22 protein-coding genes and 1 tRNA gene are annotated in these 22,847 nt (G+C 66.1%); 16 read left to right on the plus strand and 7 right to left on the minus strand.

Translation table 11 applies throughout. The features are described from left to right. Window position 1 precedes the first annotated feature (1 nt). The 5 genes from aspS to QZ294_RS09905 are packed head-to-tail and all read left to right on the plus strand — an operon-like array spanning window position 2 to window position 5,596. Complete coding sequence (gene aspS, locus QZ294_RS09885) at window positions 2-1,882, plus strand: aspartate--tRNA ligase (protein ID WP_297049670.1); 1,881 nt, start codon at window positions 2-4, stop codon at window positions 1,880-1,882. A 6-nt stretch (window positions 1,883-1,888) separates the two neighbouring features. Continuing rightward, window positions 1,889-2,407, plus strand: coding sequence for a peptide deformylase (gene def / locus QZ294_RS09890; protein WP_297049674.1), 519 nt, complete (start codon window positions 1,889-1,891; stop codon window positions 2,405-2,407). Window positions 2,408-2,412: 5 nt separating this feature from the next. Then, window positions 2,413-3,387, plus strand: a complete 975-nt coding sequence (fmt, locus tag QZ294_RS09895; RefSeq protein WP_297049676.1) for a methionyl-tRNA formyltransferase — start codon at window positions 2,413-2,415, stop codon at window positions 3,385-3,387. A 2-nt stretch (window positions 3,388-3,389) separates the two neighbouring features. Continuing rightward, entirely contained in the window at window positions 3,390-4,220 is an 831-nt protein-coding gene (locus tag QZ294_RS09900; RefSeq protein ID WP_297049678.1) for a DUF116 domain-containing protein, read from the plus strand. Continuing rightward, window positions 4,217-5,596 (plus strand): transcription antitermination factor NusB, encoded by a 1,380-nt coding sequence (locus tag QZ294_RS09905; RefSeq protein WP_297049681.1) that lies wholly within the window; start codon window positions 4,217-4,219, stop codon window positions 5,594-5,596. The genes QZ294_RS09900 and QZ294_RS09905 overlap by 4 nt, the downstream gene beginning before the upstream one ends. Window positions 5,597-5,600: 4 nt before the next feature. On the opposite strand, the gene QZ294_RS09910 is transcribed toward QZ294_RS09905, so the two are convergent. Continuing rightward, window positions 5,601-6,518: a ParB/RepB/Spo0J family partition protein gene (locus tag QZ294_RS09910; RefSeq protein WP_297049684.1), complete on the minus strand. Its 918-nt coding sequence runs from the start codon at window positions 6,516-6,518 to the stop codon at window positions 5,601-5,603. A gap of 256 nt (window positions 6,519-6,774) precedes the next feature. Between QZ294_RS09910 and QZ294_RS09915 the strand changes: the two genes are divergently transcribed. Beyond that, window positions 6,775-7,164: a hypothetical protein gene (locus QZ294_RS09915; protein ID WP_297049688.1), complete on the plus strand. Its 390-nt coding sequence runs from the start codon at window positions 6,775-6,777 to the stop codon at window positions 7,162-7,164. On the opposite strand, the gene QZ294_RS09920 is transcribed toward QZ294_RS09915, so the two are convergent. Further along, window positions 7,131-7,952, minus strand: coding sequence for a ParA family protein (locus QZ294_RS09920; RefSeq protein ID WP_297049690.1), 822 nt, complete (start codon window positions 7,950-7,952; stop codon window positions 7,131-7,133). The two genes, QZ294_RS09915 and QZ294_RS09920, sit on opposite strands and share 34 nt — an antisense overlap. A gap of 493 nt (window positions 7,953-8,445) precedes the next feature. On the opposite strand from QZ294_RS09920, the gene QZ294_RS09925 reads away from it, so the two are divergent. Next, on the plus strand, window positions 8,446-9,258 hold the full coding sequence (locus QZ294_RS09925) for a thioredoxin domain-containing protein (RefSeq protein ID WP_297049693.1): 813 nt from the start codon (window positions 8,446-8,448) through the stop codon (window positions 9,256-9,258). A 387-nt stretch (window positions 9,259-9,645) separates the two neighbouring features. Continuing rightward, window positions 9,646-10,455 carry a PhzF family phenazine biosynthesis protein gene (locus QZ294_RS09930; RefSeq protein ID WP_297049702.1) on the plus strand — a complete coding sequence of 270 codons (810 nt, stop codon included), beginning with the start codon at window positions 9,646-9,648 and terminating at the stop codon, window positions 10,453-10,455. 63 nt (window positions 10,456-10,518) lie between these two features. Here the strand turns inward: QZ294_RS09930 and QZ294_RS09935 are convergent, their stop codons facing one another. Next, window positions 10,519-11,124, minus strand: a complete 606-nt coding sequence (locus QZ294_RS09935; RefSeq protein ID WP_297049708.1) for a MerR family transcriptional regulator — start codon at window positions 11,122-11,124, stop codon at window positions 10,519-10,521. A gap of 231 nt (window positions 11,125-11,355) precedes the next feature. Continuing rightward, entirely contained in the window at window positions 11,356-11,856 is a 501-nt protein-coding gene (locus QZ294_RS09940) for a C40 family peptidase (RefSeq protein ID WP_297049715.1), read from the minus strand. Window positions 11,857-12,256: 400 nt separating this feature from the next. Between QZ294_RS09940 and QZ294_RS09945 the strand changes: the two genes are divergently transcribed. Continuing rightward, window positions 12,257-12,514 carry a hypothetical protein gene (locus tag QZ294_RS09945; RefSeq protein WP_297049722.1) on the plus strand — a complete coding sequence of 86 codons (258 nt, stop codon included), beginning with the start codon at window positions 12,257-12,259 and terminating at the stop codon, window positions 12,512-12,514. Window positions 12,515-12,978: 464 nt separating this feature from the next. Here the strand turns inward: QZ294_RS09945 and ahcY are convergent, their stop codons facing one another. Together ahcY and QZ294_RS09955 are read right to left on the minus strand one after the other, a co-directional pair. Beyond that, window positions 12,979-14,400 (minus strand): adenosylhomocysteinase, encoded by a 1,422-nt coding sequence (gene ahcY, locus QZ294_RS09950; protein WP_297049730.1) that lies wholly within the window; start codon window positions 14,398-14,400, stop codon window positions 12,979-12,981. A gap of 54 nt (window positions 14,401-14,454) precedes the next feature. Then, window positions 14,455-15,378 carry a metalloregulator ArsR/SmtB family transcription factor gene (locus tag QZ294_RS09955; protein WP_297049736.1) on the minus strand — a complete coding sequence of 308 codons (924 nt, stop codon included), beginning with the start codon at window positions 15,376-15,378 and terminating at the stop codon, window positions 14,455-14,457. Between the two features lie 177 nt (window positions 15,379-15,555). Between QZ294_RS09955 and QZ294_RS09960 the strand changes: the two genes are divergently transcribed. The 6 genes from QZ294_RS09960 (at window position 15,556) to amrA (ending at window position 21,456) form a co-directional block, all read left to right on the plus strand. Beyond that, a complete protein-coding gene (locus tag QZ294_RS09960) occupies window positions 15,556-16,173 on the plus strand; it encodes a DUF721 domain-containing protein (protein ID WP_297049742.1) in 618 nt (205 codons plus the stop codon). A 499-nt stretch (window positions 16,174-16,672) separates the two neighbouring features. Further along, window positions 16,673-17,044, plus strand: coding sequence for a hypothetical protein (locus QZ294_RS09965; protein WP_297049746.1), 372 nt, complete (start codon window positions 16,673-16,675; stop codon window positions 17,042-17,044). 569 nt (window positions 17,045-17,613) lie between these two features. Next, window positions 17,614-18,927 carry a dissimilatory-type sulfite reductase subunit alpha gene (dsrA, locus tag QZ294_RS09970; RefSeq protein ID WP_297049755.1) on the plus strand — a complete coding sequence of 438 codons (1,314 nt, stop codon included), beginning with the start codon at window positions 17,614-17,616 and terminating at the stop codon, window positions 18,925-18,927. Between the two features lie 21 nt (window positions 18,928-18,948). Continuing rightward, a complete protein-coding gene (gene dsrB, locus QZ294_RS09975; protein ID WP_297049757.1) occupies window positions 18,949-20,094 on the plus strand; it encodes a dissimilatory-type sulfite reductase subunit beta in 1,146 nt (381 codons plus the stop codon). Window positions 20,095-20,156: 62 nt separating this feature from the next. Further along, window positions 20,157-20,408: a dissimilatory sulfite reductase D family protein gene (locus tag QZ294_RS09980; RefSeq protein WP_297049762.1), complete on the plus strand. Its 252-nt coding sequence runs from the start codon at window positions 20,157-20,159 to the stop codon at window positions 20,406-20,408. A 451-nt stretch (window positions 20,409-20,859) separates the two neighbouring features. Continuing rightward, the gene (gene amrA, locus QZ294_RS09985) at window positions 20,860-21,456 is read left to right on the plus strand and encodes an AmmeMemoRadiSam system protein A (protein ID WP_297049768.1); all 597 of its coding nucleotides are present in this window, start codon (window positions 20,860-20,862) and stop codon (window positions 21,454-21,456) included. A 42-nt stretch (window positions 21,457-21,498) separates the two neighbouring features. Here amrA and QZ294_RS09990 read toward each other — a convergent pair whose 3' ends face one another. Further along, window positions 21,499-22,467 carry a polysaccharide deacetylase family protein gene (locus QZ294_RS09990; RefSeq protein ID WP_297049771.1) on the minus strand — a complete coding sequence of 323 codons (969 nt, stop codon included), beginning with the start codon at window positions 22,465-22,467 and terminating at the stop codon, window positions 21,499-21,501. A gap of 202 nt (window positions 22,468-22,669) precedes the next feature. Between QZ294_RS09990 and QZ294_RS09995 the strand changes: the two genes are divergently transcribed. Next, window positions 22,670-22,745: transfer RNA gene (locus tag QZ294_RS09995), tRNA-Val, on the plus strand. The last annotated feature ends 102 nt before the right edge of the window (window positions 22,746-22,847 follow it).

Below are 22,847 nucleotides of genomic sequence, written 5' to 3' on the forward strand. Positions count from 1 at the left end.
CATGGACACCCCCAAGACGCAGGAACTGCAGGATCTGCAGCAGGAACACGGCAAATTCATCACCGGTCTCGGCGGCTGGAAGCGCAGCCACGATTGCGGCAGCCTCACGGCGGCCGACAACGGGGCGGACGTCTGCCTCATGGGCTGGGTCCAGTACCGGCGTGACCACGGCGGACTCATCTTTGTGGACCTGCGCGACCGCGCGGGACTCACCCAGGTGGTCTTCAGCCCGGACATCGCGCCCGCCGCCCATGAAAACGCCCACATCCTCCGCAGTGAATACGTCATTGCCATCAGGGGACGCGTGCGCCCGCGGCCCGAAGGCATGCTCAACCCTTCCATGCCCACCGGCGAGATCGAGGTCGTGGCGCATGAATGGAAGCTGCTCAATACCTCCAAAACGCCGCCCTTCCCCATTGAGGACCGCGCCGATGCGGGCGAGAACCTGCGCCTTGCCAACCGCGCCCTGGACCTCAGGCGGCCGCGGATGCAGGCCGCATTGCGGTTGCGGCATACCGTGACCCAGGCCATGCGCCGTTATCTGGACGAGAAGGGCTTTGTGGAGGTGGAAACGCCGGTGCTCACCAAATCCACCCCGGAAGGGGCGCGCGACTTCCTGGTGCCGAGCCGGCTCAATCCCGGCGAGTTCTATGCGCTCCCGCAGTCGCCGCAGCTTTTCAAGCAGCTGCTCATGGTGGCCGGCTTTGACCGCTATTTCCAGATCGTGCGCTGCTTCCGCGACGAAGACCTGCGCGCCGACCGCCAGCCGGAGTTCACCCAGGTGGACCTGGAAATGAGCTTTGTGGACGAGGAAGACGTCATGACCGTGGCCGAGGGGCTTATGACCGCCGTGTTTCGGGCGGCGCTCGGCCGCGAGCTGGTCACCCCCTTCCCGCGCATGACGTGGGAGGAAGCCATGGCCCGCTACGGCGTGGACAAGCCGGATACCCGCTTCGGGCTTGAGCTGCATGACATCACGGCCCATGTGCGCGGCTCGGGCTTCAAGCTCTTCAGCCAGGCGAAGCTCGTCAAGGCCATGCGCGTGCCCGGCGGCGAGAGCCTGACGCGCAAGGAGATCGACGACCTCACGGAGTTCGTGCGTATCTACGGCGCCCAGGGACTGGCCTGGATCAAGATCCGCGAGAACGAATGGCAGTCGCCCATCGCCAAGTTCCTGTCCGCAGGGGAGCGGGAGGCCATTGCCCGCGAACTGGGCCTTGAAGTGGGCGATATCGTCTTTTTCCAGGCGGGCGAACCGGCCATGGTCAACGCGGCGCTGGGCAACCTGCGCGTGCATCTGGGGCACCAGCTGGGGCTTGTGCCCGGGGACAGCTTCAATTTCCTCTGGGTGACGCAGTTTCCGCTGTTTGAATACAGCGAGGAGGAAAAGCGCTTCGTGGCCTGTCACCATCCCTTCACCTCGCCGGCCGAAGGCCATGAGACGCTCATGACCACGGACCCCGGCGCCACCCGCGCGCGGGCCTATGACCTGGTGCTCAACGGCAACGAGGTGGGCGGCGGCTCCATCCGCATCCACCGGGCGGACGCGCAGCGCGCCATGTTCACGGCGCTCGGCTTCAGCCCCGAGGCGGCGGAGGCGCAGTTCGGCTTTCTGCTCCAGGCGCTGGAGCAGGGCGCGCCGCCGCACGGCGGCCTCGCCTTCGGTCTGGACCGGCTGGTCATGCTGCTTTCCGGCGCCTCGAGCATCCGCGATGTCATTGCCTTCCCCAAGACGCAGAAGGCCACCTGCCTGCTCACCCAGGCGCCCTCGCCGGTGTCGGCGGCGCAGCTGCGCGAGCTGGGCCTGCGCCTGCGCGAGACCGCGCAGGAGACGCAGAAGCCGGGCCGGGGCGGTGACGGCGCGCAGGGCACGGAGGGCTGAAACCGCATGCTGCTGGATATCGTCACCTATCCCGACCCGCGGCTCAAGGAACGTTGCGTTCCGGTGGAAGCGATCACGGACGAGATCCGCCGGCTGGCGGCGGACATGACCGAGACCATGTACGCGGCGCCCGGCGTGGGCCTTGCCGCGCCCCAGGTGGGAAGGTCCCTGCGTCTGCTGGTCATGGACCCGGGCGTCCAGGAGGGGGAGCGGCGGCCGCGCGTGCTTGTCAATCCCGTGCTGGAGCCGCTGGGCGAGGTGATCGTCAGCGAGCAGGAGGGCTGCCTTTCGGTCCCCCTCAACTACCGCGCCGACGTGCCCCGCTGGAGCCGTGTGCGCCTGCGCGCCACGGACCTGGACGGAACGCCCATCGACGAGGAGCTGGAGGGCTTTGCCGCCGTGGTTGTCCAGCACGAGGTGGATCATCTGGACGGCACGCTCTTCATCGACCGCATGAGCCGCCTGCGGCGCACCCTTTATGACGGCAGGGTAAAAAAATGGCTCAGGCGCAAGACTGCCGGATAGTCTTCATGGGCACCCCCGACTTCGCGGCGGTGGTGCTGGAACAGCTTGTCCGCTGGCCGGGCGGCCGCGTGGCTGCCGTCTATACCCAGCCGGACAGGCCGCGCGGACGGGGCATGAAGCTCGTGCCTTCGCCAGTGAAAACGCTGGCGGAAGACCTCGGCCTTGAGGTGCGACAGCCGGAGAATTTCAGGAGCGCGGAGGAGCGGGAACGGCTTGCCGCGCTTGCGCCCGACCTGCTCGTGGTGGCGGCCTACGGGCTGCTTTTGCCCGGGGCCGTGCTGGACGCGGCGCGTATCGCCCCACTCAATGTGCACGCGTCGCTTTTGCCGCGCTATCGCGGCGCGGCCCCCATCCAGCGTGCCATCATGGAAAACTGGGCGCCGGACGCCGTGACCGGCGTTTCGCTCATGCGTATGGAACCGAGCCTGGATACCGGCCCGGTCTATGCGGCCCGCTCCGTGCCCATTGCCGGGCGCACGGCGGGCGAACTGACGGCCGTCCTGGCCCGCGCCGGGGCGGAACTGCTGCTGGACACGCTGGACGGCATCGTGGCGGGCACTGTGCCCGCCGTGCCACAGGATGCTTCGGCCGCCACCCATGCGGCCAAGCTTTCCAAGGCGGACGGCAGGATCGACTGGACGCTTCCCGTGGCCCGGGTCGATGCGCTGGTGCGCGGCGTCACCCCCGCACCGGGGGCGCGCACGCTTGTCCTGCCCCGTGGCACGGCGGAGCCGCTGGAGCTGCGTATCCTGGCCGGGCACGCGGGGGACGCGGCAGCCGGGGGCGCGCTCCCCCCTGCCGGGACCATCGCAAAGCTCCCGGCCGGCCTTGGCGTGGCCTGCGCCGACGGATTCTACATGCTCGACAGGGTGCGGCCCACAGGGCGCAAGGATATGGAGGGCATGGCCTTTGCCAACGGCTATGCCCCCGTGCGGGCGCTGGGACCCGGGGCATTCGGGCCGCAAGGGGGCGCGGCCTGACCATGTGGCCGGCCAAGTCGCCGCATTCCCTGCCGCCCGGGCAGTATGGCGGGGGCCGCAAGCGGATCTTCATCGGACTCATGGTTGCCAGTTGTCTGGCCTTCTGTCTGGTGATCTTCGCGTTTCTTGTGCTGCCCTGGCTGGTGCCGGGCGGCGTGATGGCGACGTGGCTTCCGTTGCTGAGCGTAAGCTGCGGTCTTGCGGTCATCGCCCTGCTGGCGTGGCTCTGCGCCACGCTCATTTTTCATATCTACACCGGGCGCCGCCTGCCGGGCATTTCCTGGGTGCGGCATGTGCTGGTGCGCTTGTTTCTGCCGTTCATGGAAAGCCTGGGGCGCGTGTGCGGCATCGGACGCACCGCGGTGCGCCGTTCCTTTGTCAAGGTGAACAATGAGCTGGTGCTTGCGGAAGGCGTGCGCGTCCCCGCGCGGGACCTGCTGCTTCTGCTGCCCCATTGCGTCCAGAACAGCCGCTGCCGGCACCGCATTTCTCCCGAGCCGGACAACTGCCGCCGTTGCGGCGCCTGCCAGATAGGGCCGCTGCTGGACCTGCGGGACCGTCTGGGTTTTCGCCTTGCCCTGGCTACCGGCGGCACCATCGCGCGCCGCATCGTCGTCGAATGCCGCCCGGCCTGCATTGTGGCCGTGGCCTGCGAGCGCGATCTCGTTTCCGGCATTCAGGACAGCTATCCCCTGCCGGTCTTTGGTGTCCTCAATGAGCGGCCGCACGGTCCCTGCCGGGATACGCTCGTGCCCCTGACCGCTGTGGAGGATGCCCTGGCCCGCTTTCTGCGGCGGGACGACGCGGCATGCGGGGCAGGGGAGCGTCCATGAAGGTCCCGGACGCGCCTGCCCGCAAGGGCGGGGAGCGTTGCGCCCGGTCGGGAGCGGATGCCCGGGAGTGCGCTGTCCTGGCTCTGGAACTCATGGATGAAGGCATGCCCATTCAAGCCGCCGTGGACGCGGTGCTGGCGGGGAGCGATCCGCCGGCCCGCGAGCGGCGCCTCTGTTCGGAACTGGTCTATGGCTGCGCCCGGGAGCGCATCCGTTGCGAAGCCATTCTCGGGCGCCTTCTGCGGCGCCCCGCCGGCCTGCCCCGGCCCATGCTCCACTGCCTCGCCATTGCGGTCCACAGTCTGCTCTTTCAGGAGCGCATTCCCGCGCATGCCGCCATTTCCGCGGCTGTGCGCCAGGTGGACGACCGTTACGGCGTCCGGCTCGCCAGAGTGGCAAACGGCGTCTTGCGGTCTTTGCAGCGTCTGGGCGATGCGCCGCGGGATGCGGCGTGGTATGAGGAGGCGCGGGACGCGCCCGGCCAGCGGGCATGGCGCGCGGCATGCCGCTTCTGGAGCATGCCCCCGGAGATCGCGGATCTCTGGCGCGATGCCTATGGCGAGGAAACCGCGTTGGCGCTTCTGCGGCGCTGTTTCCAGCGCCCGTGGACGGGCATCCGCATCAATGCCAGGCACCCCCTGGCAACGGCGGCGCGCCGGTCTTTGGAGGCGGCGGCGCCGGAAGCGGCGTGCGCGGCTGTGGGCGCCTGGGGCCTGGCCTTTGCGCCCGGCGCGCTGCCTGAGCAAGCACTGGGCATGCCTCTGGCGGCGTTGCGAACGGCGGGCGTTCTGGAGTTTCAATCCGCAGGTTCGCAAGTCATCCTTCAGGAACTGGGGCTTCTGGACTGGGACGCGCCGGTCTGGGACGCCTGCGCGGGCGTTGGCGGCAAATCCCGGGCGCTGCTGGAGGCGGGCGTTCCGGTGCGCCTTGCCACGGACCTATCCCGGGGACGACTCGGGCGGGCGCGGGCGATGCCGTCCGAAGGGACCTTTCCGGCGCTGCTCATTGCGGATGCGGCGCGGCCGCCGGTGCGCGCCTGGGACGGCCACATTCTGGCGGATGCCCCGTGCAGCGGACTCGGGGTCCTCGGACGCCGGCCGGACATCCGTTTTCCCGGCCGGCGCAGCATGGCGGTCTTGCGCGAATATCCCGAAACGCAAGGCCGCATTCTGACGGCCCTTGCCGCGCGCCTCCAGCCCGGGCGCGAGCTGGCCTATCTCACCTGTACGCTCAATCCCTCGGAAAATGAGGCGGTGGTGGCTTCCCTGAGGGAAGCGGATACGGCCCTGGAGCTTGTCCGTTCCTGGAGCACGCCCATGTCCCACCCCTGGCTCGAGGGCATGTACGGCGCGGTGGTGCGTCGCCGGCGCTTTTGAGTTTTCAGGGTTCCTCGGGGGCAAGTCCCAGGCGCTCCAGGAGGGCGCGCAGATCTTCCGGGCTTGCGTAGGCAAGGGTGATGCGCCCCTTGCGCGCGCTGCCGCTGATCCGTACCGGACAGGCGAGGGCATCGCAGAGGCGCGCCCGCAGATCTTCCAGCTGCGCCGGGGCGGCGTGCCGCGTTGCGGCGCTTCCGCCCCGCTCCGATCCCGGCGCGGCGCTCGCCGCTTCCCAGGGAAAGCCGCCCGCATGGCGCCAGTGCGCGGCCGCTTCCTCGGCCTCGCGCACGGTCAGGCCGTTGGCGACGATACGCAGGCGCAGGGCCTCGGCCGCCTGTTCTTCATCGATGCCCAGCAGGCAACGACCGTGGCCCGGCGTGATCCGCCCCTGGCGCAGGTCGTCCAGCGCCGCCTCGCCCAGCTGGAGCAGGCGCAGGGCATTGGCGACGGCCGGCCTGCTCTTGCCGAGCCGGGCCGCCAGCTCCTCCTGCGTGAGGTTGAGGGTCTCGCGCAGCGCCTGGAGGGCCTGTGCCTCCTCAACAGGATTGAGGTCCTCGCGCTGGAGATTCTCGATGAGCGCGGCGGCCATGGCTTCCTGCTCATCCATGTGGCGCACGTAGACCGGGACCTCGGTGAGTCCGGCCTTGGCCGCGGCGCGCCAGCGACGCTCGCCCGCCACGATCTGATACCGTTCGCCGTCCTCCAGGGGCCGCACCAGAAGCGGCTGGATGATGCCCTGCCGCCGGATGGACTCCGCCAGTTCTTCCAGCGCCTCCGCGGCAAACGCGCGCCTGGGCTGCGCGGGATTGGCAACCAGCGCCGAGAGCGGCAGGTCGCGCGGTGTTTCCGTTGTGCCTTGCGGCGCTGCGTGCTCGAACAGCGCGTCCAGTCCCCGGCCCAGTCCCCGAGCGGCAGTGACCATGATGCTTTCCTCGTCGTTTTCACGCGCTGTGCGTCTGCGGGCGCAACGCGCATGCAACCATATCTGCGTCAGCACAAGGCGCGGGCACATTCCCCCCCCGCGCCGGCTGCGTTGCGGACCCGGAGCCTGCAACGCGAAAAGGCTCCCCACAGATCCGCTTTGACTTTTCGCCGCATCAGCGTTTAAAACATTCCACTCCCGCGCTCATGGACCCGCGGCGGGTCCGCACGCGCCGGGCTTCTTCAGGGAGTTTCACATGAAGGAACAGGTCCACTATCTCACGGATGAGCGCGGCAACATCGTTGCGGTCCAGATCCCCCTGACCCTGTGGGAACGTCTCAAGCCCCTGCTCCGGTCCGGCGGCTGCGCGGAGGAAACGGCGGATGCCCCTGCCCCCGAGCCGCTGGAGGCCTTTGCGGAATTTTTGCGGTATTGGGATTTCCGCTATCCCTATGACCCGGCGGTCAAATGTCCGCAGTGCGGCCATCACGTTGCGGACTGGCGCACCGAACCCGGGCATCCCTTCCGTCTTGCCAATGCCAATCTCGGGGGCCTGCTCGTTTTTCATTGCCAGAAATGCGGCGCCACCATCCGTCAGAAGCATTTCCGGGATCATGTGGCGCTGGAATCCACCCCGGGCGCCTGAGCCTGGGGGCGCATCGGCCGCCGCGAAGGCCGGCGCAGCACCACTTCCTTGGCAAGGCCAAGGTATGCCTCCGCCCCCTTGGATTTGATGTCGTAGTGGATGATGGATTTTCCATGGCTGGGCGCTTCGGACAGGCGCACGTTGCGCGGGATCACCGTTTCAAAAAGGTGATCGGGAAAGCAGCGGCGCACCTCGTTTTTTACTTCCCGCGTCAGCCTGTTGCGGATGTCGTACATGGTGAGGACAACGCCCAGGAGGCCAAGCTCGGGATTGAGCCGCTTCTTGACCTGTTCATAGGTCTGGAGGAGCTTGACGATGCCTTCAAGCGCAAAAAACTCGCACTGCAACGGAATAAGCAGCTCGCGGGACGCGCACAATGCGTTGAGCGTGAGCAGCCCCAGAGAAGGCGGACAATCAAGGATGATGTATTCGTACTCGTCCTGAACGCGTTTGAGGCATTCATCAAGAAAAAATTCCCGCGCCATCTTGTCCACCAGTTCCAGTTCCACGGCGACGAGGTTGGTACTGGCCGGCAGCAGGTCAAGGAACGGCGTGCGGCAGGAGACGATGCTCCCGCGCACGGCGTCGGGCGTGTAGAAGGTCGAGTAGAGGTCCGCCCGCAGTTCTTCCTGACTGAATCCCAGGCCGCTGGTGCTGTTGGCCTGCGGATCGCAATCCACAAGCAGCACCTTTTTTTCCATGACGGCCAGGGCAGCGCCCAGGTTGATGGCCGTGGTGGTTTTCCCCACGCCACCTTTCTGGTTGGCGATGGAAATGATGCGCGCCATGAATGCTCCCTTCTCTAGCTGTTTTTCCGAAAACCCTGTGCCCGCCTGCCGTATTTTCCCTGTTGGGCATGATGTTTTACATGAAACATCATGCCGGCGGAAAATACGGAGCGTTGCGGGCGTCCTTCCGGCTGGACCGCGCGGGCATGTCATGTTTCACGTGAAACGTCAACGCGGTCCAGTTGGAGAGAGCGTCGTCTGCTGCGTTTGTAAAAAAGCCTTGGCCGCGAGTCAAGCCGCGCCGGCAGAGCCGCGCGGCTGGCCCGCCGGAGAAACGCGTGCCTTTCGCTTGGCTGTCGCCATGACATTCACGTGATCATTTTCAGGAAATGCACGAAGCGCGGCACCGAGGTCGCCCCAGAGCGGGGCTTGCGTCCCTCGCCCGTTCAGGCTATGCAGAAAACCGAGGAAAGGGGCGCGGCCAGTGGCCGCCGGGCGTGTGCCCGCATCCCGGCGAGGGATCTTTCAGTTTTTCGTGGAGCTTGAAAACATCATGAAAAGGCCGTTTCCGTTTTTGGGCGCTCTAGTCGTGAGCGCCGCGTTGTCCGTGCCCCAGGTGTCCGTTGCACATGCCGCCGCCCAGGGGCAGGATGCGGCTTTGGCCGCGGCGCTGGAGACCCTGCTGCGTGAACGCCCGGAGCTTGTTCTGGATGTCTTGCGCCGCAATAGCGAGGCCGTGCTGGACATCGCGCAGCAGGGGGCCAATTCGCGCCGGAAGCACAATCTGGAGCTGCAATGGCGCAAGGACATGAAGGCTCCCAAGAGCGTCAGGCTGGAGAACCGGCCTGTGCTGGGACGGAGCGATGCCCCGGTGCGGATCGTGGCCTTTTCCGATTTCACCTGCAGCTATTGCGAACAGGCATCCAAAACTGTGGAGGCCCTGCGCAAGACCTATGGCGACGACATCTGCCTGATTTTCAAGCACCTGCCCCTTGAGGAAAAAGGTCCGGGCGGCATCGCTTCGGCCTATTTCGTGGCTATTGCCCTTCAGGATGCGTCCAAGGCCTGGGAGTTCTACGAGTCCATGTTTGCCAATCGCGACCGGCTGCTTGCCGAGGGCGAGCCGTTCATCAAGGAGCGCGCGCAGCAGCTTGGCGTGGATATGAAACGGCTCGCGCGCGATGCGCGCAGCAAAAAGGTCACCGATATCCTTGCAGAGGACCAGAAAGACGCGCAAAAACTCGGCGTGGAGGGGACGCCGTATTTTCTGGTCAATGATCTGGTGGTGCGCGGCGCCCTGCCGCTGGAGCTGTTCCGCGCCGCCGTGGAAATGGCGAGGGACGGCGCGCGGAGCGCACGGCCATAGGGGTCCCTCCCGCCGGGGAGACGCACGCAGCAGAAGAAGCGCCCTGTTCCGCGACCGGCATGTGTGCCATGCGACCTCGGGGCGGTGCCCCTGAACACGCAAAAACGGCCATTTCGGATACGGCGGTCGCGGTCATGAAGGACCGTCCCGCGTGCAAGTCCGGCGCGGCTCTTCCGGAAGATGCGGCGGATGCCCGGCATACCGCGTTGCGATGGTGCCGCGGCTTGCGGGGCAAGCCCGAAGTGGGCATTCCTCAAGCGTCGGTGGGCCGGCAGCCGTCACAGCGGCTGTCCTGTCAGCGCGCGCCATGCCTTGGCGCAACACCGCTCTGCCGCAATGCGGATATGCGCTATCCCTTCTCCGCACCGTGGTTTCCCGGAGGTTCGCGTGTCCTTTCCGCAGTATGTCGTTGATGTCTTCACCGACAGGCTCTTCCGCGGCAATCCGGCGGCGGTCTGTCTGCCGGGGGAGGAGCTTTCCGAAGCGCTCATGCAGGCCATTGCGCGGGAAAATTCCCTTCCGGAAACGGCGTTTGCGGTGCGTGCCGGCGGGGTCTGGCAGCTGCGCTGGTTTACCCCGCAGGGCGAGATTGATTTTTGCGGACATGCGACCATGGCCGCCGCCTTTGTCCTCGCCCGGCTTTCGTCCGCCGCAGGCAAGCGCCTTTGCTTCGGGAGTGCCGCCGGTCCCCTGGTGGTCAGTGTCAGGGACGCGTTGATCACGCTTGACGCTCCGGCATACGCGCTTACGGAAATTCCGGTCACGGAGTCCATGGCGCGGGCCGTGGGAGTGTGGCCGAGAGCCGCGTTTCTGGACAGGGATCTGCTCCTGGTGCTCGAGACGGAAACCCAGGTGCGGGAACTGACGCCAGAGCGCCATCTGCTGGCGGCGTTGCCGGGCTTGTGCATTGCGGTTACGGCCAGGGGCCGCACGGAAGATTGCGTTTCGCGCGTGTTCGTGCCCGACATGGCCGACATGGAAGACCCGGTGACGGGTTCCACGCACTGCATGATCCTCCCCTACTGGGCACGGGAGCTGGGAAAACGCGAGATCGCCGCTTTTCAGGCGTCGCGGCGTTCCGGGCGCATTGCCGGCGAGGTTGCGGGTGGGCGCGTGCGGCTTTCAGGCCAGGCCGTTCTCTATTCCGCTGGCGAAATTTTTCCTGACGGCCCTGTTCCGGAACTCCTTGAGGATTGATGATTTCCCTGCCCGCCGCGTGCCGCGCGACAGGCGGATGCGGCCGGCCGTACTTACGTCTGTTCAGGCATCAGGCGTGGGCGCGGCGCGCGGTTCCGTGGCGCGCTGGCGCACCAGCCGCTGCATCCAGGCGCGCAATTGCTCCAGATCCGCCTGCTGTGTCTTTTCCGAACTCTGGAGCAGCAGCCGCAGGGTCTCCAGATCCGCGCGCAGGCGTTCCTGCTGCCGTCCGAGGTCGGAAGCCGGCTCCCCCTGCGGGGGGACGCGCTCCAGAAACAGGCGCATCAGTTCCGCAATCAGCTCAAGCGCATGGGTCTGGCGTTCCAGCAGGTGGAGCGCCCCGGCGGAGAGCAGGCTCTCCCCGGCGGTCGCCGCCACAGGCCGGCACGCATGTTCGCTGCTGAGCGCCAGCGCATTGCGCGGAAAGCGGGTCTCCAGCGCGGCTTCCACGGCCGCCGCCGTGCGGGATCTCTGCATCTCCTCAAGGATGGCCGCAATGACCTCAAGGGTTTCCTTGCGGTAGCGGCGGCGGCGGCCCTCCCCCACGCTGGGGATGAACGCGGCGAAGCGCTTGCAGTAATACCGCGTGGTGGACTCCGGCAGGGAAAAGTGCCGGGAAATATCCGCAATGCTCAACAGGCTGTCGTCCGTCAGCGCCTCGCCGGCCATGGAAGCCCCCTTTGGCGCGCTTCGGGAGAGCATGCGGGAAGCGCGCCGCGTGTCTCAAGATTTTTTTAGAGATAGGGCAAGGGCGCAAAAAAGGCAAGCCCGCAAGTTGCGTTGCTTCGGGGATGCGTGCGGGCGGCGCGGCTGTCGTCCCTGGCTGGCCGGGCGCGCCGGCATCAGCCGGGGCAGGGGGGCTGCGGAACGCTCCGGCCGCGGCCATGGCGCTCATCCGGGTCAGCGCACGACGCGGCGAACGGCAATGAGCTTGCTTTTCCAGTACGGGATATTCAGGCTTTCCATCCGCACGCGTTCACCCTTGCGCGGGCTGTGGATGAACGAGCCGCCGCCCGCATAGATGCCGGTATGCAGCCCGCGCGGGCTGTTGCCCGTGCGGAAGACCACGATGTCGCCCGGCCTGGGGCGCGCCTTGGGCACGGCCTGCCCGGCCCGCGCCTGATCCGTGGTGATCCGGGGGACCTTGACGCCGTGCTGGCGGTACGCCCACCAGATAAGCCCCGAGCAGTCGAAGCCCTTTTGCGGCGAGGCGCCGCCCGAACGATATTGCCTGCCCATCTGGCTGTAGGCCGTCCTCACCACTTTATGCGCCTTGACCGATCCCGGTCCGCTGTCCACGGTCTTCTGGCCGAAAAAGCCGCAGCCCCCCAGCAGCAGGATGGCAAGAAGCGGTGGCAGACACGGCCACAGTCGAACGCATACAGGCAAGGAACAGTGCATGGCGCTTCCGCAGGGGCTTGAGGGTCGCAGCGGCAACGTGCCCGCGAAGGGGCAGTTCCCTGTCCTCTCTATCGGCAAAAGAAAAAAAAACTTGAGCCGCGGCGGGAGGGCGGGCGGCGCTCCCGCGCGATGTGCGGCGCGCCGCGTTCTCCGCCGTCTTCCGCTGGAGATGCGGGTGCGATCCCTGGCGGAAAACGGCATTTCCCGGCGAAGATCTCTTTCGCAAGCGCATTGCGCCTATCCGCAAGGGGCATTGGCAACGACCGCGCCACAGGACCGGGGGGGGATCCTGAGCCGCCGCGCCGAGGAGCGGGATGCCGCAAGGTGCGCGCTGTCTTGCTTTGGGGCGGGAAACACGATATGCAAAAAAAAATTTCTAGTTGCAGAGGCACTGGCGGATATGAGCAAGAGTCCCGTAACAGTCAGAGGCTATGTGACGAGCCTTCCGCGTTCGGTGGATGCACATCAGGCGAGCGTGGCTATCGTGCAGGACGGCGTCGAGTACCGTATCCTCCCGCGTGGCGCGGGGGTGGACCTCGATGACGAGGTCAATGTGGCGGTGGAAGCCACGGGCCTGGTCGAGGATGTGGACGGCACGCTGTATCTGGCCGTTCGCGGCTACAAGGCGCTGGAAGACGCCGCCTGGGTGGACGACTAGAGCATTTTTTGGAGGAAAATATCTGGAGCGCGGATATTTTCCTCAGGTTTCGCCGCCCTGTTTCCGCCGTTGCGACGCAGGCTCCCGCCGTTGCGGCGAAGAAAGCCGCGGATGCTTCTGGCATTGTGACGGCGGGTGGTTTCCTTTGGCGGCCGCCTGGGCGCGGCAGCCGGAGGCGGGCCGCATTTTCCCGTTTTTGTTTCACGACAAACATCCGCCGGGCCGGAGCCACGCGGAGGCGCGTTGCCCCTGGCCCGGCGTTTGCTGCTCCTCGTCACACCCGCGCTAGAGCATTTTGCTGAGGAAAATATCTGCAAGACAGATATTTTCCTCAGGTTTTGCCGCCTCCATTTCCCCGCAGAGCGGGACAAGCGGCGGAAAAGCGTGGTTTCCCGCCTTATTACGGCGCGGGCGTCTGCTCCCGCAGCCGCCAGAGCGTTACGCAATTTCATTGCGAAAACGCGCTAGTACCGATACATCTCGCTCTTGTACGGTCCTTCCACCTTGACGCCGATATAGGCGGCCTGCTCGGGGGTGAGCCGCGTCAGGCGCGCGCCGAGCCGGGCGAGATGGAGGCGGGCCACCTCTTCGTCCAGTTCCTTGGGCAGGGTATAGACGCGATTCTCCAGGTTCTCGCTGGCGAGCTTGATCTGCGCCAGGGTCTGGTTGGTGAAGCTGTTGGACATGACAAAACTGGCGTGGCCCGTGGCGCAGCCCAGATTGACGAGACGGCCCTCGGCAAGCACCAGGATGCTGCGGCCGGACGTGAGCGTCCACTTGTCCACCTGGGGCTTGATGTTGACCCGCGTCACGCCGGGGGTGCGCTCCAGGTAGGCCATGTCGATCTCGTTGTCGAAGTGGCCGATATTGCAGACGATGGCTTCGTCCTTCATGCCTTCCATGTGTTCGCCGGTGATGACGTGATAATTGCCGGTGCAGGTGACGAAAATGTCGCCTTCGGCGAGGGCGTCTTCCACGGTGACGACCTCATAGCCTTCCATGGCGGCCTGCAGGGCGCAGATGGGGTCGATCTCCGTCACAAGGACGCGCGCGCCGAAGCCGCGCATGGACTGGGCGCAGCCCTTGCCCACGTCGCCGTAGCCGCAGACGACCACCACCTTGCCGGCCACCATGATGTCCGTGGCGCGCTTGATGCCGTCCGCCAGGGATTCGCGGCAGCCGTAGAGGTTGTCGAACTTGGACTTGGTGACCGAGTCATTGACGTTGATGGCCGGAAAGAGGAGCTTGCCCTCCTTTTCCAGCTGGTACAGGCGGTGGACGCCGGTGGTGGTCTCTTCGGAGACGCCCTTGACCGAGGCGGCCAGCTTCTGCCAGTGGCGCGGGTCTTCCTTGAAGCGCAGGGCGAGGCGGTCGAGCACGCACTGAAATTCCTTGTTGTCGGTCTTTTGCCCAAGCAGCGAGGGATCGTTTTCCGCCTCGACGCCCTTGTGGATCAGCAGCGTGGCGTCGCCGCCGTCGTCCACGATGAGGTCCGGGCCGGAGCCGTCGGGCCAGGTCAGGGCCATTTCCGTGCACCACCAGTAGTCTTCCAGGCTTTCGCCCTTCCAGGCGAACACCGCGGCCAGGCCCATGTCCACCACGGCGGCGGCGGCGTGATCCTGGGTGGAGAAAATGTTGCACGAGGCCCAGCGGATATCCGCGCCCAGGGCGTGCAGGGTCTTGATGAGCATGGCCGTCTGGATGGTCATGTGCAGGGAGCCTGTCACCTTGAGTCCTTTGAGCGGCTTGGAAGGACCGTATTTTTTTATGCATTCCATGAGGCCGGGCATCTCCCGTTCGGAAAGCTGCATCTCCTTGCGGCCGAAGTCGGCAAGGCTCATGTCCGCCACCTTGTACGGCAGAGAAAGGTCAAGGGGTTGGGTCATCATCGTCTCCTTTGGCAGGTTGGGTTGTTGCGGGAGGGCGCCGCTCGCGCGTTTTCAGCGGGCGGTCGCCGTCATGAGCAGCAGGGTGAGGCCCCGCCCCACAGGTTCGCGCCGGGTCTCTTTAGGGAGGAAGCCCGCCCGTTCAAGGGTCGCGCGCAGCAGAGCCTCATCGAAACCGAGCCAGTGGTCGCCGTAGCGGCTGCGCATGGTCTCGTCGCTGTGGGCCAGAAAGTCGGCGACAAAGAGCGTGCCGCCGGGCGACATGATGCGCCGCGCTTCGGCAAGGCCCTCGGCCGGCACCGGCAGATGGTGGAGCACCAGGTTGATGCAGGCGAAGTCCGCCTCCTGATCGCGCAACGGAAGGTGGCTGAGTTCCCCGATACGCAGCGAAACCCTGCCGTGGGCAAGTTCTTCGGGCTGGAAACGGCGGCGGCAGAGTTCGAGCATGCGCGCGGAACCGTCCACCCCGATGAGCATGCGGGCGCCCGGGAGCAGGCGGCGCAGCACGGCGCCCGTGCCGCAGCCGAGGTCCACCGCCGTGCCGCAGCCCGCGGGAAGCGCCGCGCACGCCGCCTCGGCCAGGTCCAGGGTTCCGAGCACCTCGCGGTTGAGTTCGTCCCAGTCCTCAGCAATGGCATTGAAAAACTGGCGTGTCTTGCGCGCCCGCTCCTCCAGGATCTGCGCGGCCAGCGCAAGGTCCGCGCGCATGGCCGCATCCGGCGGAACGAACGGCAGCATGGCGCGCAGGAAGGCGAGCTTCTCGCCTCCCGCGGGCGCGGTGTAAAAGACCCAAAGCCCATCCCGTCGCGATGCCAGCAGGCCCGCCTCCGCAAGGATCTTGAGATGCCGCGAGACGCGCGACTGGCCCATGCCGAGGATACGCACCAGCTCATTGACCGAAAGCTCGTAATGGAGAAGGATGTGGACAAGGCGCAGACGCGTCGCGTCGGAAAGAGCTTTGAAATGGAGCAGATCCATGCGGCATCCTTGTGGGCTGGCATCCTTGCGGACGGCAGCGGGGCATATCTGGACGGGCGCATACATATGCACTTTTCCTGATATGGTCAAGAGCGCGCATAGCGGGAGCCGGCCGTTGCGCCACAGCCGGCGCGATCATCACCTTTGGCGCCCCGCAGGGGCGGGGAGGGCCTGCTGATGTCCCGCCGGCAGCGGGCGGACGGGCGGGGGGGGCAGCTCGGACGGCGCGGCGCTGGCCGGCGGCGCGGCGGCGCATCCGGCGCCGCCCGGTCTCTGGGCGAGGCCCTGCGCGCCCTGCTCGCGTCCATGGGGGGCACGCCCGAGCGTGCGGGCCTGCAACGCCTGTGGGATAACTGGGAAACGGCGCTGGGCGACGAGCTGGCGGCCCTTGCCATGCCGCTCGGGCACCGGGCCGGGCGGCCGCCGGAAGCGGGCGCGACGCTCCTGCTCGGGGCGGAAGATGCCATGCTCATGCAGGAACTGCGCTTCCGTGGCGACGAGATCCTTGCCCGGGTGAATGCCTATCTCGGGCAGCCCTATTTCTGTCGTGTGCAGGTTTCGCTGCCCCTGGGCAGAAGCGCGCCGGAGCGCACGCGTCGGCAGGAGGAAGCGCCTTCCTCCGTGCGGGACCAGAAGAAGGAGGAAGCGTCGTCCCCCCGGGGCATCTTTCTCGACGCCATGGACCCTGACTCGCCCGTGGCCCGGTGTTATGCCCGCTTCGCGCGGCGCCGGACCGGGGAGGAGCCGTCCCCGGCCACCGCCCCGGAACCGGGGCGTTCGCCTTCCGGCCGCTAGGGTAAGGCCCTATCAATGCGCTGCCAACCCGCGCGAATGACAGGGATTTGCAAAAAGTTCAGAAACTCCATGAAAAGCTCTGCTTTAAAACCGCAATGCGAAATTTTCCCGTTCCCGCCAGGCCCGGCACGGGGGAGGTACCCGCGCTTCCCGACCGCCAGCCAAGGAATGGAGGCACTTTTCCTCGCCCGCTCGCGAGGATGCCGGGCGGCTGCCGTGTGCCGCGCCAGGAAAGGATTTTGGGTACGCGCGCCTTCGGCGGCCGGGACACTGTGCCTGCAAAAGGAAAAAATTCTGTATTTTTCTCTGGTTATGTGTGCGGGCAGCCCAGATGCTGCGTTTTTGCTGTCTGGTTGCTGCGATTCCTTGACAAGCGGCGGCGGGCGGTGCTAGCGTGCAGCCACTCATGTTTGCCGGGATTCCCGGGTTCCGCCCCTGCGCGGAACGTCGCACCAGGGAGGCGGCCCCGCTGCGGGGCCGCGCAAGCGCGGAGGACGATGTGCACAAACCCATGGATGATATTTGTCTGAAACATGACAACGGCGAAGACCTCCGCTTCCGTGGCCGCCTGTTTTCCGAGTGCTCCTGGTTTGACGAGGAATCCGGCACGCTCACCCGGCAGCAGCTCTATGTGACGGATACGCGCGAGCAGGTCTATTACATCGTCCGTTCGCAGGGGCACGAACGCTCCCGGCGCGCCTATCGCCTCTCCGTGCGCGGCGATACCTGCGTCATCCACAACGGCGCCACGGAGATGGTGCTCCAGTTCGACATGCTCATGCTCGCCGTCCGCGGCCTGTGCGGGCTGGATGATGACGCCACCCCCTCCCTGGACATGGTGGAAGACCTGCTCAAGGCTGCCAACGCCTGAGCGCCCTCTCGCGCGGCGCGCGGCTTTTTCCGCCGGCGGCGCGCGGCATGCGGGGTCCTGCCGCGCATCCCCGGGATGGATCCCGGTTCCTTTCGCAGCGCCTGGCGTTTCGTCCCTTCCGGCCGGGCGGATGCCGCACCCGGCGCGGCTCGCCGCCATGGTCCCCATCTTTGTTCCACCGCCCCTCCGCCCGGTTTCGCGGACTCCGCGCGGTCCGCGCCAATTCTCCCGCACGGCGCCGCGGAGCGCGTCCCCGCACCTTCCCGCAGGCTGTCCCGCATTTTTTCCCTCAAAAGCGGTTGTCAATAGGGAAATTTTGGTCTATGTCTTGACAGACCGCGTTGTGGCCTTAGGGGCCAAGGCTCTGGCTCGTCCGCTTTCTGCCGTCCGGGATGCGTTCCGGGCTACGGAAAGCACGGATGCGGCAGCGCGCGACGCGCTCCGCGCACTCCGGGAACTCCGGGCGCGCATCCGCCAACGGGCGCACCGGCGAGCCGGAAGCGCGCCGCAAGCAGCGGCGGCCGCTGTTCACGCGGCGGCATGACGCAAACCACAGTGGAGGTATGGCAATGGCGAAACATGCAACACCCATGTTGGACGAGCTTGAAAGCGGCCCCTGGCCGAGCTTCGTATCCGACATCAAACAGGAAGCGGCCAACCGCGCTGCCAATCCGAAAAAGCTGGACTACCAGATCCAGCAGGACTGCCTTGAGGATCTGCTCGGCCTGGTGGAACTTTCCTACAAGGAAAAGGAAACCCACTGGAAGCACGGCGGCATCGTGGGCGTGTTCGGCTACGGCGGCGGCGTCATCGGCCGCTACTGCGACCAGCCCGAAATGTTCCCCGGCGTGGCGGCGTTCCACACCATGCGCGTGGCCCAGCCCTCGGGCAAGTACTATGACACCAAGTTCCTCCGCACGCTCTGCGACATCTGGGATCTGCGCGGTTCCGGCATGACCAACATGCACGGTTCCACGGGCGACATCGTCCTTCTCGGCACCCAGACCCCGCAGCTCGAGGAAATTTTCTGGCAGCTCACCCACGAGATGAAGAACGACCTCGGCGGTTCCGGCTCCAACCTGCGTACGCCCGCGGCCTGCCTCGGCATGTCCCGCTGCGAATATGCCTGCTACAACACGCAGGACATGTGCTACCAGCTCACCATGGACTATCAGGACGAGCTGCACCGCCCGGCCTTCCCCTACAAGTTCAAGTTCAAGTTCGACGGCTGCCCCAACGGCTGCGTCTGCGCCATGGCCCGTTCCGACTTCGCCGTCATCGGCACCTGGAAGGATGACATCAAGATCGACAACGAAAAGGTCAAGGCCTATGTGGCCGGCGCCATCAAGCCCAACGCGGGCGCCCATGCCGGCCGCGACTGGGGCAAGTTCGACATCGAGAAGGAAGTCATCGCCCGCTGCCCCTCCAAGTGCATGAAGTGGGACGGCAGCAAGCTTTCCATCAAGACGAGCGAGTGCGTGCGCTGCATGCACTGCATCAACACCATGCCCCAGGCCCTGCACATCGGCGACGAGCGCGGCGCGAGCATCCTCGTCGGCGCCAAGGCCCCCGTGGTCGACGGCGCGCAGATGGGTTCGGTCCTTATCCCCTTCATCTCCTGTGAAGCCCCCTACGATGACATCAAGGAAGTCATCGAAAAGATTTGGGACTGGTGGATGGAAGAAGGCAAGAACCGCGAGCGCGTGGGTGAGACCATGAAGCGTCTCTCCTTCCAGAAGCTGCTCGAAGCCACCGAGACCGAGGCCCAGGCCTGCCAGGTCAAGAACCCGCGCACCAACCCCTTCATCTTCTTCAAGGAAAGTGAAGTGCCCGGTGGCTGGTCGCGTGATCTTGCCGCCTTCCGTCAACGCCATCAGCGCTAGCCGCCAAAGGGGGACACAGATATGGCATTCATCTCTACGGGATACGATCCCAAGAAACCCATGGAAGGCCGCATCTCCGACATCGGCCCGCACAAGTACGACCAGTACTTCCCGCCCGTCATCGCCAAGAACTTCGGCAAGTGGCTCTATCACGAGATCCTCGAGCCGGGCGTTCTCCTCCATGTGGCGGAGAGCGGCGACAAGGTCTACACCGTGCGCGTGGGCGGCTCGCGTACCATGTCCATCACCCACATCCGCGAGATCTGCGACATCGCCGACAAGTACTGCGGCGGCCATGTGCGCTGGACCACGCGCAACAACATCGAATTCATGGTGACCGACGAAGCCACCATGAAGGCCCTGCGCGACGATCTCAACTCCCGCAAGTTCGCCGGCGGCTCGCAGAAGTTCCCGGTGGGCGGCACGGGCGCGTGCGTCTGCAACATGATCCACACCCAGGGCTGGATCCACTGCCACACCCCGGCCACCGACGCCTCCGGCCCGGTGAAGTGCGTCATGGACGCCCTGTTCGACGAGTTCGAGAGCATGCGCATGCCCGCGCCGGTGCGCGTGTCCCTGGCCTGCTGCATCAACATGTGCGGCGCCGTGCACTGCTCCGACCTCGGCCTGGTGGGCATCCACCGCAAGCCGCCCATGATCGACAACGAGTGGGTCGATCAGCTCTGCGAAATCCCGCTGGCCGTGGCCGCGTGCCCCACTGCCGCCGTGCGTCCCACCAAGCTGGAGCACAACGGCCAGAAGGTCAACTCCGTGGCGATCAAGGAAGACCGCTGCATGTACTGCGGCAACTGCTACACCATGTGCCCCGCCCTGCCCATCGCCGACGGCGAGAGCGACGGCATCGCCATCATGGTGGGCGGCAAGGTTTCCAACCGCATCTCCTGGCCCAAGTTCTCCAAGGTCGTGGTGGCGTACATCCCCAATGAGCCGCCGCGCTGGCCCACCCTCACCAAGACGGTGCGCAAGATCCTTGACGTCTATGCAGCCAATGCCGAAAAATACGAACGCCTGGGCGACTGGGCCGAGCGTATCGGCTGGGAAGAGTTCTTCAAGCTTACGGGCCTGAAGTTCAGCGAACACCTTATCGACGACTTCCGCGATTCCGCCTACTACAGCTGGCGTCAGAGCACCCAGTTCAAGTTCTAGGCATTCCCCTGCGGCCCGGTCTCCATGTGGGTCCGGGCCGCTTTCCCCTCAGGAGAGAAAAAATGGCTGCGACCGTTACGGATCAGGAAAAACAGGCTGTGGTGGACTTCCTCAAGGGCAAGTCCGCTGCCAAGTCCAAGTTCTATTTCAATGACTTCCTTCCCCTCTTCCCTGACAAGAAGCCCCGTGAAGTGAAGAAGATCCTCACCGCCCTGGTGGATGACCAGACCATGGAATACTGGTCCTCCGGTTCCACCACCATGTACGGTCTCAAGGGCGCCGGCAAGCAGAGCCACGCCGAGGGCGAGGACTAGCCTCTGCATGCAAGGCTGCACGACCCGCAAGGGTTTTGCGGCGGCGCAGCCGGTGGCGGAAGCCCGCGTTTTTTTCTGAACGCCCCGCGAATGTCCTTCGCAGGATGCTTGCGGGTGGACACGGGGTGCCCTGCGCGGGCGCCACGGCTCGGACGCGTTGGTTGCCCCTGCGTTGCGGTTTCTTTCGCAGGCTCCGGCCGTGCGGGAGGCGGTCGTTGCAACGGCGGCGCGCGGGAGATGCGCGCCGCGCTGTGCCGGCCCTGCCTGCCGTGAGTTTTGGCCTTGAAAAAGGCAAGATGCAAGATATCCATGCCCGAAGAGGTGCCGCAACCACTGGTTGTGGCATTTCTTTTTGCGATCCGCGGCATGCGGGATGCCGGGCGTCAGGCATCCGCGGGCGTCCGCAGGCATCCGGGGCATGCGGCCGGAAGGAATCCGGAAGGAGGATGGGATGGCGCTTTCCTTCACGCTCAGCGCGGCTGAGCGGGCATGGCTGGGGCGGCTGGCGAGGCAGTCCATCGCGCTTGCCATTGGAGGCTCGCCCGTGTTGCCGGAGGTGTCGGACTTTGCGGGAGCGGCCGGCAGCCGGGAGGCCCCCGCAGGGGAGCATCCCGTTCTGCGCCGGCCGCTTGGCGCCTTCGTGACCATCACATGCAACGGGGCATTGCGTGGCTGCATCGGCGCCATTGTCGGGCGCGCGCCCCTGGCGGAAACCGTCTGGCGCATGGCGCGGGCGGCCGCCCTTGAAGACCCGCGCTTTCCTCCGCTCACCGTGCGCGAATGGGAACAGGCCGCGCTGGAGATTTCCGTTCTGGACGAGCTTGCGCCCTGCCCCGACCCTGCGCGTATCGAGGTCGGACGCCATGGACTTGTCTTGCAGTATGGCGGGAGGAGCGGCGTGTTTTTGCCCCAGGTCCCGGTGGAGCAGGGCTGGGACAGAGAGACCTGTCTGGAGCATCTCTGCGCCAAGGCGGGAGTGCCGCATGGCGCATGGCGCCGGCCGGAGGCGCGGCTTTTCTGGTACGAGGCCCTGGTGTTCCCGGCCTGAGACCGCGTGACCGACCGGCGCCGGGCGGAGAGGCCCCCGGACTCAGATCTCCGCGGCCGGGCGCGCGCCGCCGGCGGGCAACCGCGTTGCGCTTGTTGTTGCGGTCGTTGCGGTGTTGTGGACCGTGCGCGGCGTTGTGGAGACCGTTGCCAGGGGCGCGTTCCACGGGCGGCTGCACCGCGCCAGCGGGATGGATGCCCCGGGGGTGTCGGGCTGTGCCGCGGCGCCGTCGGGCGCGTGCTGCACGGCCAGGGAGGGCGCGCTCAGGGGAGGCTGCGGCCGCCGCGTCATGAGCAGGCCCGGCTCGGGGTCGAGGGCGCCCGCCAGATAGTCGCTCACCGTGACGAACCGGCGACATCCGCCGGCCCGCAGATTGGCAATGATCCGGGGCAGGTCGTCCACGGTCCCCTTGTGCGTGTCATGAAAGAGAAAGATGCCGCGCAGCTCCCCGCTGCCGTACTGCGTGCCGCGCGCGGAGCGCAATTTGGCGTAGTCGGCGGGCAGGCGTTTCCAGTCGTTGCTGTCCAGTGACCAGAGGATCACCTCCAGCCCCAGGGCGCGCGCGATCTCCAGTGTCTGGACGTCAAAGGCGCCATAGGGCGGCCGCAGGAATGCGGGAGCGCCTCCCAGGGCGCGGAGCGCCGCATCCGTGGCCTGGATCTCCTTCAGCTGAAGTTCCGCCGGGAGCGTCCGCAGGTTGGGATGCGACCAGGAGTGGTTGCCCACCTCGTGCCCTTCCTCAATGATGCGCCGCACCATGGCGGGGTTGCGCTCCACATGGCTGCCCAGCAGAAAGAAGGTGGCGGGGATGCCGTATTCGCGCAGCATGTCGAGCAGGTGCCCGGTATGCCGCGAAGGTCCGTCATCAAAGGTGATGGCGCAGAGGTTCTCGCTCATGCGCTGATCCATGATGCGCGGCCCGTCAATGACTTGCGCCGGGGCGGTCGCGGAGAGGAGGGGGAGCAGGGCCACGCCCAGCAGCAGGCCCCGGATTCGTGCTGTCATCATCATGATGGTGTGATCCTTGCGTCGCATCGGGCAAGAACTACCACCCCTTGCGGGCAACGGCAAGGCATGGCGGCCGGGATTCGTCGGGCGTCGGAAAATCCCGCTGGAAAAGCAGAGGGTTAAGAAAAAACATCCGTAAAAAATTTTTTACAGAAATTTTGCCTTGACGTAACGGCTGGAGTGGAATAAACAAATTGCTCCGGGAGGGCAGTTAGCTCAGCTGGTAGAGCACCGCCTTCACACGGCGGGGGCCACAGGTTCAAGTCCTGTACTGCCCACCACAACTCGCCCGGCCCGGCGCCATCCCCGCACAGCGGGGCGGGCCATTACGGAGCGGTAGTTAAGACGGTTATAACGCCGGCCTGTCACGCCGGAGGCCGAGG

The sequence above is a fragment of the uncultured Desulfovibrio sp. genome (assembly GCF_910584445.1).
Lineage (GTDB): Bacteria > Desulfobacterota > Desulfovibrionia > Desulfovibrionales > Desulfovibrionaceae > Desulfovibrio.